Origin of the sequence: Streptomyces sp. NRRL S-31, assembly GCF_000718775.1 — a bacterium.
Lineage (GTDB): Bacteria > Actinomycetota > Actinomycetes > Streptomycetales > Streptomycetaceae > Streptomyces.
In genome coordinates this window covers 62,154-77,336 of the sequence record NZ_JOCB01000027.1, presented here as the reverse complement: position 1 = coordinate 77,336, position 15,183 = coordinate 62,154, and the positions used below count along the sequence as shown (strand labels likewise).

The 15,183-nt window shown below is 70.9% G+C and carries 14 protein-coding genes; 8 read left to right on the top strand and 6 right to left on the bottom strand.

Annotation, left to right across the window (positions count from 1 at the left end; genetic code table 11):
• Positions 1-3,522, top strand: a 3,522-nt coding sequence (locus tag IF37_RS0113495) for a multifunctional oxoglutarate decarboxylase/oxoglutarate dehydrogenase thiamine pyrophosphate-binding subunit/dihydrolipoyllysine-residue succinyltransferase subunit (RefSeq protein WP_030741269.1), incomplete at its 5' end; no start/stop codon positions are given.
• 633 nt (positions 3,523-4,155) lie between these two features.
• Here the strand turns inward: IF37_RS0113495 and IF37_RS0113490 are convergent.
• The gene (locus IF37_RS0113490) at positions 4,156-4,335 is read right to left on the bottom strand and encodes a DUF6104 family protein (protein WP_003992906.1); all 180 of its coding nucleotides are present in this window, start codon (positions 4,333-4,335) and stop codon (positions 4,156-4,158) included.
• Between the two features lie 202 nt (positions 4,336-4,537).
• On the opposite strand from IF37_RS0113490, the gene IF37_RS0113485 reads away from it, so the two are divergent.
• Together IF37_RS0113485 and IF37_RS0113480 are read left to right on the top strand one after the other, a co-directional pair.
• Positions 4,538-5,620, top strand: coding sequence for a DUF4097 family beta strand repeat-containing protein (locus tag IF37_RS0113485; protein WP_037856441.1), 1,083 nt, complete (start codon positions 4,538-4,540; stop codon positions 5,618-5,620).
• A gap of 1 nt (position 5,621) precedes the next feature.
• The gene (locus IF37_RS0113480; protein ID WP_030741263.1) at positions 5,622-6,659 is read left to right on the top strand and encodes a PadR family transcriptional regulator; all 1,038 of its coding nucleotides are present in this window, start codon (positions 5,622-5,624) and stop codon (positions 6,657-6,659) included.
• Positions 6,660-6,732: 73 nt separating this feature from the next.
• Here the strand turns inward: IF37_RS0113480 and IF37_RS0113475 are convergent, their stop codons facing one another.
• The gene (locus IF37_RS0113475; RefSeq protein ID WP_030741260.1) at positions 6,733-7,698 is read right to left on the bottom strand and encodes a quinone oxidoreductase; all 966 of its coding nucleotides are present in this window, start codon (positions 7,696-7,698) and stop codon (positions 6,733-6,735) included.
• Positions 7,699-7,932: 234 nt separating this feature from the next.
• Positions 7,933-9,156 carry an NADP-dependent malic enzyme gene (locus tag IF37_RS0113470; protein ID WP_030741258.1) on the bottom strand — a complete coding sequence of 408 codons (1,224 nt, stop codon included), beginning with the start codon at positions 9,154-9,156 and terminating at the stop codon, positions 7,933-7,935.
• A gap of 546 nt (positions 9,157-9,702) precedes the next feature.
• Here IF37_RS0113470 and IF37_RS0113465 point away from each other — a divergent pair.
• The 3 genes from IF37_RS0113465 to IF37_RS0113455 are packed head-to-tail and all read left to right on the top strand — an operon-like array spanning position 9,703 to position 12,441.
• Positions 9,703-10,662, top strand: coding sequence for an ABC transporter substrate-binding protein (locus IF37_RS0113465; protein WP_030741256.1), 960 nt, complete (start codon positions 9,703-9,705; stop codon positions 10,660-10,662).
• Positions 10,663-10,699: 37 nt separating this feature from the next.
• On the top strand, positions 10,700-11,638 hold the full coding sequence (locus IF37_RS0113460) for an amino acid ABC transporter permease (protein ID WP_030741254.1): 939 nt from the start codon (positions 10,700-10,702) through the stop codon (positions 11,636-11,638).
• Between the two features lie 41 nt (positions 11,639-11,679).
• Positions 11,680-12,441, top strand: coding sequence for an amino acid ABC transporter ATP-binding protein (locus IF37_RS0113455; RefSeq protein ID WP_030741251.1), 762 nt, complete (start codon positions 11,680-11,682; stop codon positions 12,439-12,441).
• A 65-nt stretch (positions 12,442-12,506) separates the two neighbouring features.
• Here IF37_RS0113455 and IF37_RS0113450 read toward each other — a convergent pair whose 3' ends face one another.
• A complete protein-coding gene (locus tag IF37_RS0113450) occupies positions 12,507-13,265 on the bottom strand; it encodes a trans-aconitate 2-methyltransferase (RefSeq protein ID WP_030741246.1) in 759 nt (252 codons plus the stop codon).
• 99 nt (positions 13,266-13,364) lie between these two features.
• On the opposite strand from IF37_RS0113450, the gene IF37_RS0113445 reads away from it, so the two are divergent.
• Entirely contained in the window at positions 13,365-13,994 is a 630-nt protein-coding gene (locus tag IF37_RS0113445) for a CGNR zinc finger domain-containing protein (protein ID WP_030741244.1), read from the top strand.
• On the opposite strand, the gene sodX is transcribed toward IF37_RS0113445, so the two are convergent.
• Positions 13,898-14,332 carry a nickel-type superoxide dismutase maturation protease gene (gene sodX, locus IF37_RS0113440; protein WP_037856451.1) on the bottom strand — a complete coding sequence of 145 codons (435 nt, stop codon included), beginning with the start codon at positions 14,330-14,332 and terminating at the stop codon, positions 13,898-13,900. The genes IF37_RS0113445 and sodX overlap by 97 nt on opposite strands.
• A gap of 145 nt (positions 14,333-14,477) precedes the next feature.
• On the opposite strand from sodX, the gene sodN reads away from it, so the two are divergent.
• Entirely contained in the window at positions 14,478-14,873 is a 396-nt protein-coding gene (gene sodN, locus IF37_RS0113435) for a superoxide dismutase, Ni (RefSeq protein WP_030741240.1), read from the top strand.
• 82 nt (positions 14,874-14,955) lie between these two features.
• Here sodN and IF37_RS0113430 read toward each other — a convergent pair whose 3' ends face one another.
• Positions 14,956-15,180 (bottom strand): hypothetical protein, encoded by a 225-nt coding sequence (locus tag IF37_RS0113430; RefSeq protein ID WP_030741236.1) that lies wholly within the window; start codon positions 15,178-15,180, stop codon positions 14,956-14,958.
• Positions 15,181-15,183: the final 3 nt, after the last annotated feature.

Below are 15,183 nucleotides of genomic sequence, written 5' to 3'. Positions count from 1 at the left end.
GCCCCGGCCCCCGCGGCCCCGAAGCCCGCCGTGGCACCGGCCCCGGCGCCGGCCCCCGCGGCGAAGGCCGCCCCCGCCCCGGCCAAGCCGGCGCAGCCCGCACAGGCGCCCGCTCAGCCGAAGGCGAAGGCCGCTCCCGCCGCCGAGGCGCCCGAGGGCCCCGAGTACGTGACGCTGCGCGGCCCGTCCGCGGCCGTCGCCAAGAACATGAACGCCTCGCTGGAGCTGCCGACCGCCACCTCGGTCCGCGCGGTCCCGGTGAAGCTGCTGTTCGACAACCGCATCGTCATCAACAACCACCTGAAGCGCGCCCGGGGCGGGAAGATCTCCTTCACGCACCTGATCGGCTTCGCGATGGTGCAGGCCATCAAGGCCATGCCGTCGATGAACTACGCGTTCGGCGAGAAGGACGGCAAGCCGACCCTGGTCAAGCCGCCGCACGTCAACCTCGGCCTGGCCATCGACCTGGTCAAGCCGAACGGTGACCGCCAGCTCGTCGTGGCCGCCATCAAGAAGGCCGAGACGCTGAACTTCTTCGAGTTCTGGCAGGCCTACGAGGACATCGTCCGCCGCGCCCGCGACGGCAAGCTGACGATGGACGACTTCACCGGCGTCACGGTCTCCCTGACCAACCCCGGTGGCCTCGGCACCGTCCACTCCGTGCCCCGCCTGATGCCCGGCCAGTCCGTGATCATGGGCGTCGGCGCCATGGACTACCCGGCGGAGTTCCAGGGCACCAGCCAGGACACCCTGAACAAGCTCGGCATCTCGAAGGTCATGACGCTCACGTCGACCTACGACCACCGGGTGATCCAGGGCGCCGCCTCCGGTGAGTTCCTGCGCCAGGTCGCGAACCTGCTGCTCGGCGAGAACGGCTTCTACGACGACATCTTCGAGGCGCTGCGCATCCCCTACGAGCCGGTCCGCTGGCTCAGGGACATCGACGCCAGCCACGACGACGACGTCACCAAGGCCGCCCGCGTCTTCGAGCTGATCCACTCCTACCGGGTCCGCGGCCACGTCATGGCCGACACCGACCCGCTGGAGTACCGCCAGCGCAAGCACCCCGACCTGGACATCGTCGAGCACGGCCTCACCCTGTGGGACCTGGAGCGCGAGTTCGCCGTCGGCGGCTTCGCCGGCAAGTCGATGATGAAGCTGCGCGACATCCTCGGCGTGCTGCGCGACTCGTACTGCCGCACCACCGGCATCGAGTTCATGCACATCCAGGACCCCAAGCAGCGCAAGTGGATCCAGGACCGCGTGGAGCGCCCGCACTCCAAGCCGGAGCGCGAGGAGCAGCTGCGCATCCTGCGCCGGCTGAACGCGGCGGAGGCCTTCGAGACCTTCCTCCAGACCAAGTACGTCGGCCAGAAGCGCTTCTCGCTGGAGGGCGGCGAGTCCGTCATCCCGCTGCTCGACGCGGTGATCGACTCCGCGGCCGAGTCCCGCCTGGACGAGGTCGTCATCGGCATGGCCCACCGCGGCCGCCTGAACGTCCTCGCCAACATCGTCGGCAAGTCGTACGCGCAGATCTTCCGCGAGTTCGAGGGCAACCTCGACCCGAAGTCGATGCACGGCTCCGGCGACGTGAAGTACCACCTGGGCGCCGAGGGCACCTTCACCGGCCTGGACGGCGAGCAGATCAAGGTCTCGCTGGTCGCCAACCCCTCCCACCTGGAGGCGGTCGACCCGGTCCTGGAGGGCGTCGCCCGCGCCAAGCAGGACATCATCAACAAGGGCGGCACGGACTTCACGGTCCTGCCGGTGGCGATCCACGGCGACGCGGCCTTCGCGGGCCAGGGCGTGGTGGCCGAGACCCTGAACATGTCGCAGCTGCGCGGCTACCGCACCGGCGGCACGGTCCACATCGTCATCAACAACCAGGTCGGCTTCACCGCGGCCCCCGAGTCCTCGCGTTCGTCCATGTACGCGACGGACGTGGCCCGCATGATCGAGGCCCCGATCTTCCACGTGAACGGCGACGACCCGGAGGCCGTCGTGCGCGTGGCGCGGCTCGCCTTCGAGTTCCGCCAGGCGTTCAACAAGGACGTGGTGATCGACCTCATCTGCTACCGCCGCCGCGGTCACAACGAGTCGGACAACCCGGCCTTCACCCAGCCGCTGATGTACGACCTGATCGACAAGAAGCGCTCGGTGCGCAAGCTCTACACCGAGTCCCTGATCGGTCGCGGCGACATCACCCTGGAAGAGGCCGAGCAGGCCCTCCAGGACTACCAGGGCCAGCTGGAGAAGGTCTTCACCGAGGTCCGCGAGGCCACCTCGCAGCCGGCCGCCGGTGCCGCCCAGGCTCCGCAGGACGGCTTCCCGGTCGCGGTCCCGACCGCGATCTCCTCCGAGGTCGTCAAGCGGATCGCCGAGTCCCAGGTCAACATCCCCGACAACATCACCGTCCACCCGCGGCTCCAGCCGCAGCTCCAGCGCCGCGCGGCGATGGTCGAGGACGGCACGATCGACTGGGGCATGGGCGAGACCCTCGCCATCGGCTCGCTGCTGCTGGACGGCACCCCGGTCCGCCTCTCGGGCCAGGACTCCCAGCGCGGCACCTTCGGCCAGCGGCACGCGGTGCTCATCGACCGGGAGACCGGCGAGGAGTACACCCCGCTCCAGTACCTCTCCGAGGACCAGGCGCGGCTGAACGTCTACAACTCCCTGTTGTCCGAGTACGCGGCGATGGGCTTCGAGTACGGCTACTCGCTGGCCCGGCCGGACGCGCTCGTCATGTGGGAGGCCCAGTTCGGCGACTTCGTCAACGGGGCGCAGACGGTCGTCGACGAGTTCATCTCCTCGGCGGAGCAGAAGTGGAACCAGACCTCCGGCGTCGTCCTGCTGCTGCCGCACGGCTACGAGGGCCAGGGCCCGGACCACTCGTCCGCGCGCCCGGAGCGGTTCCTCCAGCTGTGCGCGCAGAACAACATGACGGTCGCGATGCCCACGTCCCCGTCGAACTACTTCCACCTCCTGCGGTGGCAGGTGCACAACCCGCACCACAAGCCGCTGGTCGTCTTCACCCCGAAGTCGATGCTGCGCCTGAAGGCCGCGGCCTCGAAGGCGGAGGAGTTCACCACGGGCGAGTTCCGTCCGGTCATCGGCGACAGCACGGTCGACGCGGCCGCCGTCCGCAGGGTCGTCTTCTGCTCCGGCAAGGTCTACTACGACCTGGAGGCCGAGCGGCAGAAGCGCGGCGCCACGGACACCGCGATCATCCGCATCGAGCGGCTCTACCCGCTGCCGGGTGACGAGCTCCAGGCGGAGGTCAACAAGTACCCGAACGCCGAGAAGTACCTGTGGGTGCAGGAGGAGCCGGCGAACCAGGGTGCCTGGCCGTTCATCGCGCTCAACCTGATCGACCACCTGGACCTGGCGGTCGGCGCGGACATCCCGGCCGGCGAGCGGCTGCGGCGCATCTCGCGCCCGCACTCCTCGTCCCCGGCGGTGGGCTCCGCCAAGCGCCACCAGGCCGAGCAGGAGCAGCTGGTGCGTGAGGTGTTCGAGGCGTAAGCCTCCGGCCGTCCGGCCGACACCCGGGGCCCGGCACCGAGTAGCCACTCGGTGCCGGGCCCTTTCGCCTGCCCGGTGCGGGCCGAGCACCGCGCCACTCCGCTCCGTCTGCCCTGCGGGCCGGACACCGCACCCTTCCGCTACGCCTGCCCGGCGCAGGCCGAGCACCGTGCCACTCCGCTCCGTCTGCCCGGCGCAGGCCGAGCGCCGTGCCACCCCGCTCCGTCTGCCCTGCGGGCCGAGCGCCGCGCCCCACCGCTTCATCTGCCCGGGGCGGGCCGAGCACCGCGCCCGACCGCTACGTCTGCCCGGGGCGGGCCGGGCCTGCCCTTCTGCTACGCCTGCCCGATGCGGGCCGGACGCCGTGCCACTCCGCGCCGACCGGGGCCGTGCGCGACCGCGGTGCGCGGCGGAGCCGGTGGGCGCCGGACGGGGGGCCGGCGCGAGTGCGATGTACGGCGGGAGCCGGTGGGCGCCGGGCGCGGGCGCAGAGCCCGGCGTAGGGCGCGGAGCCCGGCACGGGCGCAGAGCCGCGGGCGCAGAGCCCGGCGTAGGGCGCGGAGCCCGGCGCGGGCGCGGAGCCCGGCGCGGGCGCGGAGCCCGGCGCGGGCGCGTGGCGGGAGCCCGTGCGCGCTACTCGTCGTCCTCGTCGTCGAGCCGCGCGAGCCAGGTGGCCAGCCGTTCCACGGGCACCTCGAAGTCTGGATTCAGATCCACGAACGTGCGCAACTGCTCGGCGAGCCACTCGAAGGTGACCTCCTCCTCGCCACGCCGCTTCTCCAGCTCCTCGATACCGCGGTCGGTGAAATACATAGGGCCCACGTCTCCTGCACGAACATCCAGCCTGCGATTCTCCCCACCAGCGTATGCGCCGGTCCCGACAGCGGGACCGCCCAGCCCCGCCCTCGGACGGCCGTCCCCCGAACGAGTGCCTTGACTTCCCACGACCGCGATATATCGTGAATAACGAGAACGCGATATGACGTGTCGCGACCGGTCGTGCCGAGGAGGTCCCATGTCCGAGTGGTCAGAGTGGTCCGTCGCCGAGCCCCGGAAGCTGACCTTCGACACCCCCGTGCACGACCTCCAGGTCCGTATGGTCAACGGCACGGTGAATATCGTCGGCACGGACGAGCCCTCCGCCCGCCTGGAGGTCTCGGAACTGCACGGCCCGCCCCTGGTCGTCACCCTCGACGGCGGCACGCTCACCGTGGCGTACGAGGATCTGACCTGGAAGGGCTTCCTGAAGTGGCTCGACGCCAAGGGCCGGCGCCGCAGCGCCGTCGTCTCCCTCGCGGTCCCCGCCGACACGCGCGTGGAGGTGGGCGTGGTCGGGGCGGGCACGGTCGTCTCCGGCCTCCGCGGCCCCGCGGTGATCAGGGGCGTGACCGGTGACACCACCCTGGTCGGCGGCTCGGGCCCGGTCCGCGCGGACACCGTCTCGGGGAACCTGGAGGCCCAGGCGGTCACCGGGGACCTGAGGTTCCACTCGGTGTCGGGAGACCTGACCGTGGTCGAGGGGTCCGGCCCCTCCGTGCGCGCCGACACCGTCAGCGGCTCCATGATCGTCGACCTGGACCCGGACGGTCCCACGGACATCGGCCTCACCAGCGTCTCCGGCGAGATAGCCATCCGCCTGCCGCACCCGGCGGACGCCGAGGTGGAGGCGAACACCGCGAGCGGCACGATCTCCAACGCCTTCGAGGGGCTGCGGGTGCGCGGCCAGTGGGGCACGCACAAGATCACCGGCCGTCTCGGCGCGGGCACGGGCAGACTGCGGGCCACGACGGTCTCCGGCTCGATCGCCCTGCTGCGCCGCCCGCCCCGGGACGACGAGGAGCACACCCCTCGGCACACCGAACCCCCGCGGGCCCCCGGAACCCCCGACACCGGCACGCGCACCGACACCGATATTGACACCGCGAACGGCACCGCAGTGCACGGCACCACAGTGGACGACCTCGCTCCGGACAGCACCGCCGCCGCCCACCCGGCCGGCCACCGCCCGGCAGCACCGGGGGACAATTCCGTCTCCGGCCAGGACGCCGGCGCCACCGGCGCCCCGGCCGACGGCACGACCGACAAGAAGGTGCTCTGACATGCCTCCCGTCTTCGCCCACGGCCGCCTCCGCCTGTACCTGCTCAAGCTGCTCGACGAGGCCCCGCGCCACGGCTACGAGGTGATCAGGCTCCTGGAGGAACGCTTCCAGGGCCTCTACGCCCCCTCGGCGGGCACGGTCTACCCCCGGCTGGCCAAGCTGGAGGCGGAGGGCCTGGTCCGGCACACCACGGAGGGCGGGCGCAAGGTGTACGCCATCACGGACGCCGGCCGCGCCGAACTCGCCGACCGCAGCGGTGAGCTGGCCGACCTGGAGCTGGAGATCCGCGAGTCGGTCGCGGAGCTGGCCGCCGAGATACGGGCCGACGTGCGCGGCGCGGCCGGCGATCTGCGCCGGGAGATGCGCGCCGCCGCCTCCGAGGCCCGCCGGGAGGCGCCCGACGCCGAATCCCCCTACGGGGAGTACGGCGAGCCGGGCGACAAGGAGGCGTGGAAGGCCGCCAAGGAGGAGATGCGGCGGGTCAGGCAGGAGTGGAAGGAGCAGGCGCGGCGCGCCAAGGACGAGAGCCGCCGGGCCCGGGAGGAGGCCCAGCGGGCCCGTCACCAGGCGCAGGAGGCGCAGTCGCGGGCGCGGGCCCAGGCGCAGGAGGAGGTGCAGCGCATCGCACGCCGCGTCCAGGACCGGGTCCAGGACCACTTCACGCGCGGCGACTGGCCGACCGGCGTCCGCGAGGGCCTGTCCGAACTGGCCAAGGAATTCGGCGAGTTCGGCAAGGAGTTCGGCAGGGACCGGGGGTTCGGGCGCACCGCCCAGGAGACGGCCGGGCCGGCGCCCACCGCCGAGCCGCACTACACCGCCGCGACGGAGGACTTCCCCGCCGAGTACGAGCCCTCCTGGGCGCACGAGGACTTCACCGGGGACCCGGCACGCGACCTGGACCGCCTGCTGGACCGCTTCCGCGACGACATCCGCGACACGGCCCGTGACCACGGGGTCGACGCTGGGCAGCTGCGCGAGGCCCGCCACCACCTGTCCACGGCGGCGGCCCGCATCGCGGCCGTGCTCCGCCCCGGCTGACAGGCACGGCGCGCGAAGGCGGGCCCGGCGTCCGGGCCCGCCCGGGCCCTGTCGTCCCGGTGACCGGCGGACGTCAGGAGTGGGTGAGCACGATCTTCCCGAACTGCTCCCCTGACGCGAGCCGTTCGAAGCCCTCGCGGGCCCGGTCCAGGGGCAGTTCCTCGTCGATCACGGGCCGTACGCCGGTCGCGGCGCAGAAGGAGAGCAGGTCCTCCAGCTCGTCCTTGGTGCCCATGGTGGAGCCGACCACCTTCAGTTCGAGGAAGAAGATCCGGGTCAGCTCGGCGTGCGAGGGCCGGTCCCCGCTGGTGGCACCGGAGATGACGAGCGTGCCGCCGGGCCGCAGCGACTTCACCGAGTGCGACCAGGTGGCGGCGCCGACGGTCTCGATGACGGCATCCACCCGCTGCGGCAGCCGGGCGCCCGTCTCGACCGCCTCCACGGCACCCAGTTCCAGGGCCCGCTTCCGCTTGGCCTCGTCCCGGCTGGTGGCGAAGACACGGAGCCCGGCCGCCTTGCCCAGCACGATCGCGGCCGTGGCGACACCGCCGCCCGCGCCCTGTACGAGGACCGAGTCACCGGGCCGTACCCCGGCGTTGGTGAAGAGCATCCGGTACGCCGTCAGCCAGGCCGTCGGCAGGCAGGCGGCCTCCGCGAAGGACAGTTCCTTCGGCTTGGGCAGGACGTTCCAGGTGGGGACGGCCACCTGTTCGGCGAAGGTGCCCTGGTAGCGCTCGGTGAGGATGGAGCGCGGCTCGTCGGGGCCGACTCCATGGCCGCTCTGGCCGATGACGGAGTGCAGGACGACCTCGTTGCCGTCCGCGTCGACGCCCGCGGCGTCGCAGCCGAGGATCATCGGCAGCCGGCCCTCCGGAAGGCCGACGCCTTGCAGGGACCAGAGATCGTGGTGGTTGAGGGAAGCGGCCCGCACATTGATCGTGCTCCAGCCGGGACGGGCCTCGGGAGCCGGACGCTCCCCCAACTCGAGGCCGGTGAGCGGCTGGTCGCGGTCGATTCGGGCGGCGTAGACAGCGAACATGCAGCCGACGATAGGGGTGTGGCGCGGTGGACGGAACCACGGCGCCCTGTGACACACGCCCTCTTGCGCACCGGCGTTCCCGCGGCGCGGCCCGGCGGCGGCACCCCGTGCCACGCTCGGCGCCGACCGGTCGGATGGTCAGATGGCCGGACGGTCGGACGGTCGGACGGTCGGACGGTCGGACGGCAAGGAAAACGGCCCCGCCCGTCCGGGTGGGGCCGTCTCCGTTCGAGGTCAGTGACGGGCGACGCCCTCGGCGCGGGCGGCGGCGGCCACCGCGGCCGTCACCGCCGGCGCGACCCGCTCGTCGAACGGCGAGGGGATCACGTAGTCGGCGGCGAGGTCGTCGCCGACCACCGCGGCCAGCGCCTCGGCGGCGGCGATCTTCATCCCCTCCGTGATCCGGGTGGCCCGCACCTGGAAGGCGCCCGCGAAGATCCCGGGGAAGGCGAGCACGTTGTTGATCTGGTTCGGGAAGTCCGAGCGCCCGGTGGCGACGACCGCCGCGTACTTGTGCGCGACGTCCGGGTGCACCTCGGGGTTCGGGTTGGCCATCGCGAACACGAAGGCACCTTCGGCCATGGAGGCCACGGCCTCCTCCGGGACGGTACCGCCGGAGACGCCGATGAAGACGTCGGCGCCGGCCAGGGCGTCCTCCAGCGAGCCGGTGAGGCCGGCCTTGTTGGTGAACCCGGCCAGCTCCCGCTTGACCGGGGTGAGGTCCTCCCGGTCCGCCGACACGACGCCCTTGCGGTCCGCCACCGCCACGTCCCCGATGCCGGCGTTGACCAGCATCCTGGCGATGGCGACACCGGCCGCGCCGGCGCCCGAGATGACGGCCCGGAGCTGCCCGATCTCGCGCCCGCTCAGCCGGGCCGCGTTGCGCAGCGCAGCGAGCGTCACGACGGCCGTGCCGTGCTGGTCGTCATGGAAGACCGGGATGTCCAGACGCTCCTGGAGCCGGCGCTCGATCTCGAAGCACCGGGGCGCCGAGATGTCCTCCAGGTTCACTCCGCCGAACGAGGGAGCGAGCCGGACGACGGTCTCGACGATGCCGTCCACGTCGGTGCAGTCGAGCGCGATCGGCACCGCGTCGACGCCGCCGAACTGCTTGAACAGGATCGCCTTGCCCTCCATCACGGGGAGGGAGGCCTGGGGACCGATGTCCCCGAGCCCGAGCACGGCCGTACCGTCGGTCACGACGGCGACCACGTTGGACTTCCACGTGTAGTCGTTGACCAGCTCCGGCTGCTCCGCGATCGCGGTGCACACGCGCGCGACGCCGGGCGTGTACGCGAGGGAAAGGTCGTCCTTGTCACGGACCGGCACGGTGGCTTGCACTGCCATCTTGCCGCCGCGGTGCAGCGCGAACGCCGGATCGAAGGAATCGAGGGGCTCGGCCCCGCCGTCCCGGTCCGTTGCGTCGTCGCTGCGAGGATTGACGATCTCCGCTGCCACTTTGTCTTACCCCTTAGGTATGCATGGTTTGAGGGTCGACCACTCCTGGTGAGGGGTGGGCGGGCACCGCGTACGGCCCGATCGCTGATACGCGCGAGGCCGTACACGACGGGCGCGCCGCACACGCGCCCTGAGCCCCGGATGAGGGGTGTAAAGAACCTTCTTACCGGACGGACGGTGCCCACGACGAGTCCATTAGGTCCAAGGTCACACCGCGGAACCGGAGGGCGACTCGAAGACGGGGCACGGCCGACGGACGGAATTGGCCGGAAAAGGCCCTGCCCCGCCTGACCGCATCGTGAGACACGCCGAAGATTTTCCGGCCGGAGTGGTGGATTCCCGCAGATGGTTCGGTGGCTATGGACCGTGGATGTACCGACCTGACGCGGTTCGGGGGTCACCCGTTATCCGATTTTGACATAGCGACTCCCCTGATCAGCGCAGTCCGAATGGCAAGATGCGGTAAACCCACGAGGTCGCGACACGCGAAGGTGTGTGTTTCCGTCGACCCATCGGCAACTCTTCCCTTCCGCCGGAGGAACCACGATGACCGCAAGCTCCACCCGTCGTACCACCGCCGCGCGCTCCCGTCCGGCCGCGCTCGGTGCGATCGCGGTCGCAGGCGCCCTGCTGCTCACCGGCTGCGGTGACCAGACCAAGGACAAGGACAACAGCTCCGGAGGCGCGTCCGCCGGCGGTGCCCCGCTCGCCGGCAAGCTGCCCCAGGAGATCCGGAGCAAGGGCAAGATCAGGGTCGGCTCGGACATCGCGTACGCGCCGGTGGAGTTCAAGGACTCCTCCGGGAAGGCCGTCGGCCTGGACCCGGACCTCGCCGCGGCCATGGGCAAGCAGCTGGGAGTGACCTTCGAGTTCGACAACGGCACGTTCGACGGCCTGCTCACCGGTCTGCGCTCGGGCCGCTACGACATGGCGATGTCGGCGATGACGGACAACAAGAACCGTCAGGAGGGCGTCGACCCCGACACGGGCAAGAAGGTCGGCGAGGGCGTCGACTTCGTCGACTACCTGACCGCCGGTGTCTCGATCTACACCCGCAAGGGCGACACCGGGGGCATCACGAAGTGGTCGGACCTGTGCGGCAAGAAGATAGCCGTGGAGCGCGGCACCACCTCGGAGGACCTGGCCAAGCAGGAGGCCAAGAAGTGTCCGGCGGGCAAGAAGCTCACCATCGAGCCCTTCGACGACGACCAGCAGTCCCAGACCCGGCTCCGCTCGGGCGGTGTGGACGCGGCCTCCTCCGACTTCCCGGTGGCGGCGTACGCGGTGAAGACCTCCGGCGGCGGCAAGGACTTCGAGATCGTCGGCGACCAGGTCGAGGCGGCCCCGTACGGCATCGCGGTCGCCAAGGAGGACACGCAGCTGCGGGACGCCCTCCAGGCCGCGATGGACGCGATCATCAAGAACGGCGAGTACGAGAAGATCCTCGAGAAGTGGGGCGCGCAGAACGGCGCCGTCAAGCAGTCCGTCATCAACGGCGGCAAGTGACCCGCGACCGGCAAGCGGCCACCGAGAGGCAGTACCCGTGACAGACATCGACAAGACGGCGGGGCCGGCGAAGACGCCGGCGACCCGCGCCGAGGCCATCAAGGCCATCCCGGTCCGGCACTACGGACGGTACGTCACCGCCGTCATCGCGATCGCCGTCCTCGTGGCGATCGTCTACGCGTTCGGCCAGGGCAAGATCAACTGGCACGCGGTGCCGGACTACTTCTTCGACGACCGGATCCTGACCGGTGTCGGCAAGACCCTCCTGCTGACGGTCCTGTCGATGCTGATCGGCATCGTCGGCGGCATCGTCCTCGCGGTGATGCGGCTGTCGAAGAACCCGGTGACCTCGTCGATCGCCTGGTTCTACATCTGGTTCTTCCGCGGCACCCCGGTCCTGGTCCAGCTGTTCCTCTGGTTCAACCTGGGCCTGGTCTTCGAGTACATCAACCTGATGCCGCTCTACAAGGACTACTGGTCGAACTTCATGACGCCGCTGCTGACGGCGCTGCTCGGCCTGGGTCTGAACGAGGCGGCGTACATGGCGGAGATCTGCCGCGCCGGCCTGCTGGCGGTGGACGAGGGCCAGACCGAGGCGGCGCACGCGCTCGGCATGAGCCACGGCAAGACGCTGCGCCGGGTGATCATCCCGCAGGCGATGCGCGTCATCGTGCCGCCGACGGGCAACGAAGTGATCAACATGCTGAAGACGACCTCCCTCGTGGCGGCCGTCCAGTATCCCGAGCTGTTCCGCTACGCCCAGGACATCGGCCAGAACTCCGGTGCCCCGGTGGAGATGTACTTCCTCGCCGCGGCCTGGTACCTGATCATGACGTCGGTGCTGAGCGTGGGCCAGTACTACATCGAGCGCTACTACGCCCGTGGTTCCAGCCGCCAGCTGCCGGCGACACCGTGGCAGAAGGTCAAGGCGAACATGCTGTCCCTGGGCCGCCCGAAGGGAGCGGTGAGCGCATGACCGGCAAGCCGAGCAAGACGCAGGACGCCCCGGAGCACGGGATGGTCCCGATGGTCAGGGCGCAGGACGTGCACAAGTCCTTCGGCCATGTCGAGGTGCTGAAGGGCATCGACCTGGAGGTGCGGCCGGGCGAGGTGTTCTGCCTCATCGGCCCCTCCGGCTCCGGCAAGTCGACCTTCCTGCGCTGCATCAACCACCTGGAGAAGATCAACGCCGGGCGGCTGTACGTCGACGGCGAGCTGGTCGGCTACCGCCAGCAGGGCGACAAGCTGTACGAGCTGCGCGACCGCGAAGTCGCCATGAAGCGCCGTGACATCGGCATGGTCTTCCAGCGCTTCAACCTGTTCCCGCACATGACGGCGCTGGAGAACGTCATGGAGGCGCCGGTTCAGGTCAGGGGCGTCAACCGGGCACAGGCCAAGGAACGCGCCGTGCAGCTGCTGGAGCGCGTGGGCCTGGCCGACCGGGCCGGGCACTACCCCTCGCAGCTCTCCGGCGGCCAGCAGCAGCGGGTGGCGATCGCCCGGGCCCTGGCGATGGACCCAAAGCTGATGCTGTTCGACGAGCCGACCTCGGCCCTCGACCCGGAGCTGGTCGGTGACGTCCTGGACGTCATGCGCGATCTGGCCGAGTCCGGCATGACGATGGTCGTCGTCACCCACGAGATGGGCTTCGCCCGCGAGGTGGGCGACAGCCTGGTCTTCATGGACGACGGTGTGGTGGTCGAATCCGGTCACCCGAGGGACGTCCTGACGAACCCGCGGCACGAGCGGACGCAGTCGTTCCTGTCCAAGGTCCTCTGACACCGCGCGCACGGCCGAAGGGGCGGTACGGGTTCGCCGTACCGCCCCTTCCGCTCATGTCCGGCTCACTTCAGCGCCAGCAGCAGCGTGTCCGACGGCGAGCACCACACCGGCCGTGCCTCGCCGAAGCCCCGGGTCAGCAGCGTGCGCGCGTGCCACGCCGGCCCGGGCACGTCCCCGTCCGCGTGCTCGCCGTAGATCTCGAAGCGGCGGGCGGTCGACTCGGCGAGGACCGGGTCGGCGGCGGCGAGCTGCCACCACTGCGCCCAGTCCACGGCGCCGTCCCGCTTGGCCTGATCCATACGGGCGTGGCGCAGGGCGCGCTCGGCCGCGTTGATCCGGGGCGTGGACTCGTCGATCATGTGGTCCGCGTTCATGAACACACCGCCGTCGCGGACCAGTTCCGCGATCTGACCGTAGAGGGCCGCGAGAGGTTCGCTGTGCAGCCAGTGCAGGGCCGTGGCGGTCAGCACGGCGTCGTAGGAGTCGTACGGCAGCCGGGCCGGCCAGTCGGGGTCCTTGAGGTCGGCGGTCACGAAGGAGACGCGGTCGTCGCCCTCGAAGGTGCCCTGCGCGATGGCGAGCAGCGCCGGGTCGAGGTCGACGCCGGTGCTGGTGGCCTCCGGGAACCGCCGGAGCAGCCGGGCGGTGATGCTGCCGGTGCCGCAGGCGAGGTCGAGCACGCGCGGCGCCGTGCCGACGAGTGCCTCGACCATGTCGAGCATGATCCGGAAGCGTTCCTCGCGGTCCGGCATGTACCACTCCTGCTGCCGGTCCCAGCTCTCCTGCCAGGCCGCCCAGTCGGTTCCGGCACGCGTGGTCATGGAACACCGACCCCCTTCGGTCCGCGTAATACCCTGGATACACGACCGGCTGTTACCGACCGCAGACACGACCCTAAGACGCCCGCGTAAGGACAACAAGTGGAACTGGCCTATTACTCGGATTACGCCGTCCGTCTCGTCAACAGCGAGGAGCCGGCCCGGGGCAAGGACACCCTGACCACGGTCGAGGCCGTCCGCGGCCTCTTCGGCGTCAACGCGTCGGCCGCCCGGCGTGCCACCGACGCCGACGTCACCCGCTTCCGCTCGGTCCGGGCGCGGCTGCGCGCGGTGTTCGAGGCCGCCGACACCGGCGACGAGACCCTCGCCGTGGACCTGCTCAACTCACTGCTGCTGGAGTTCCCGGTCAGCCCGCAGATCTCCGGGCACGACATCCGCGACGAGGACGGCCGGCCCCTGTGGCACATGCACCTGGCCGACCACCCCTCCAACGCCACCGCCGGCTACGCGGCCATCGCGGCGATGGGCCTGGCCTTCCACCTCACCGAGTACGGCGTCGACCGTCTCGGCCTGTGCCAGGCGCCCCCCTGCCGCAACGCCTACCTGGACACCTCCACCAACCGCTCCCGGCGGTACTGCTCGGACCGCTGCGCCACCCGCGCCAACGTGGCCGCCTACCGGGCCCGCAAGCGCCTGGAGGCCGACCGGTCGGGCAGCAGCGGCCGGGCCGCCGAGAGCGCCCAGCGCAGCAGCGCGAGCGGCGAGCGCTGACCGGCCCCGACCGGCCGGAAGCGGAACCACGCCGTACCGAGGATCAGCTCCTCGGGCACCACCCCGTAGTCCGTGCTGTCCCCGCCCGCGTACGGGTTGTCCCCGAGCACCCACCAGCCGCCGTCGCGCCGCTCCACGGCCCGCTTGACCACCAGCAGGTCCTGCTGGAAGGGATGGCGCAGGACCACCACGTCACCGGGCCTGACCGTGCCCCCGTACCGCACAAGCAGCTGATCCCCGTGGTGCAGCGTGGGCACCATGGACGGGCCCGTCACCTCGGCCAGCCCGAAGGGCGCCGCGGCCCTCCCCCGCTCGGTCTCCTGCGACAGTTCCGGCATCCCCGGCACCTCCCCGGTCCGTTCCTCCACCAGTCTCAGTCTCACCCTGGACTTTTGTCCTAAGCCCTAGGGGGCAGCCGAGAAATCGCGTTCCTCAGGGAGTAATGTCGCACCTGAGAAGACGATCACGAGGAAGGAATGCTCCATGCTTTCCCGCCTGTTTGCCCCCAAGGTCCAGGTCAGCGCCCACTGCGACCTGCCCTGCGGCGTGTACGACCCGGCCCAGGCCCGCATCGAGGCGGAGTCGGTGAAGGCCGTCCAGGAAAAGATGGCCGGCAACGCCGACCCCCACTTCCAGGCGCGCGCCACCATCATCAAGGAGCAGCGCGCGGAACTCGCGAAGCACCACGTCTCCGTGCTGTGGAGCGACTACTTCAAGCCCCCGCACTTCGAGAAGTACCCGGAGCTGCACCAGCTGGTCAACGACACCCTGAAGGCCCTCTCGGCCGCCAAGGCGTCCACCGACCCGGCGACGGGCCAGAAGGCCCTCGACCACATCGAGCAGATCGCCAAGATCTTCTGGGAGACCAAGCAGGCCTGACCCCGGCCTCCCGGCCGCACCCGGTCCGTTAACCACCGAGCACGGTGGCGAACGGGCCGGGTGCGGTTTTTTCCCGGAACGCCTAGTGGAACGGCGGCACGATCAGATGGATCCCGTACGCCACCACCGCCGCGCACGCGAGGAAGCACAGCCCCGCCTGGGCGCGGCCCGCGGCGGAGGCACCGCCGCCGGCGGTCCCGGCGCGGGACAGGCCCAGTACACCGAGGGCGAAGACGACGACCACGGCGACCGTGACACCGAGGCTGACCGCGGCGACGCGGCCGAGGGCGGACCAGTCGACATGCATGGA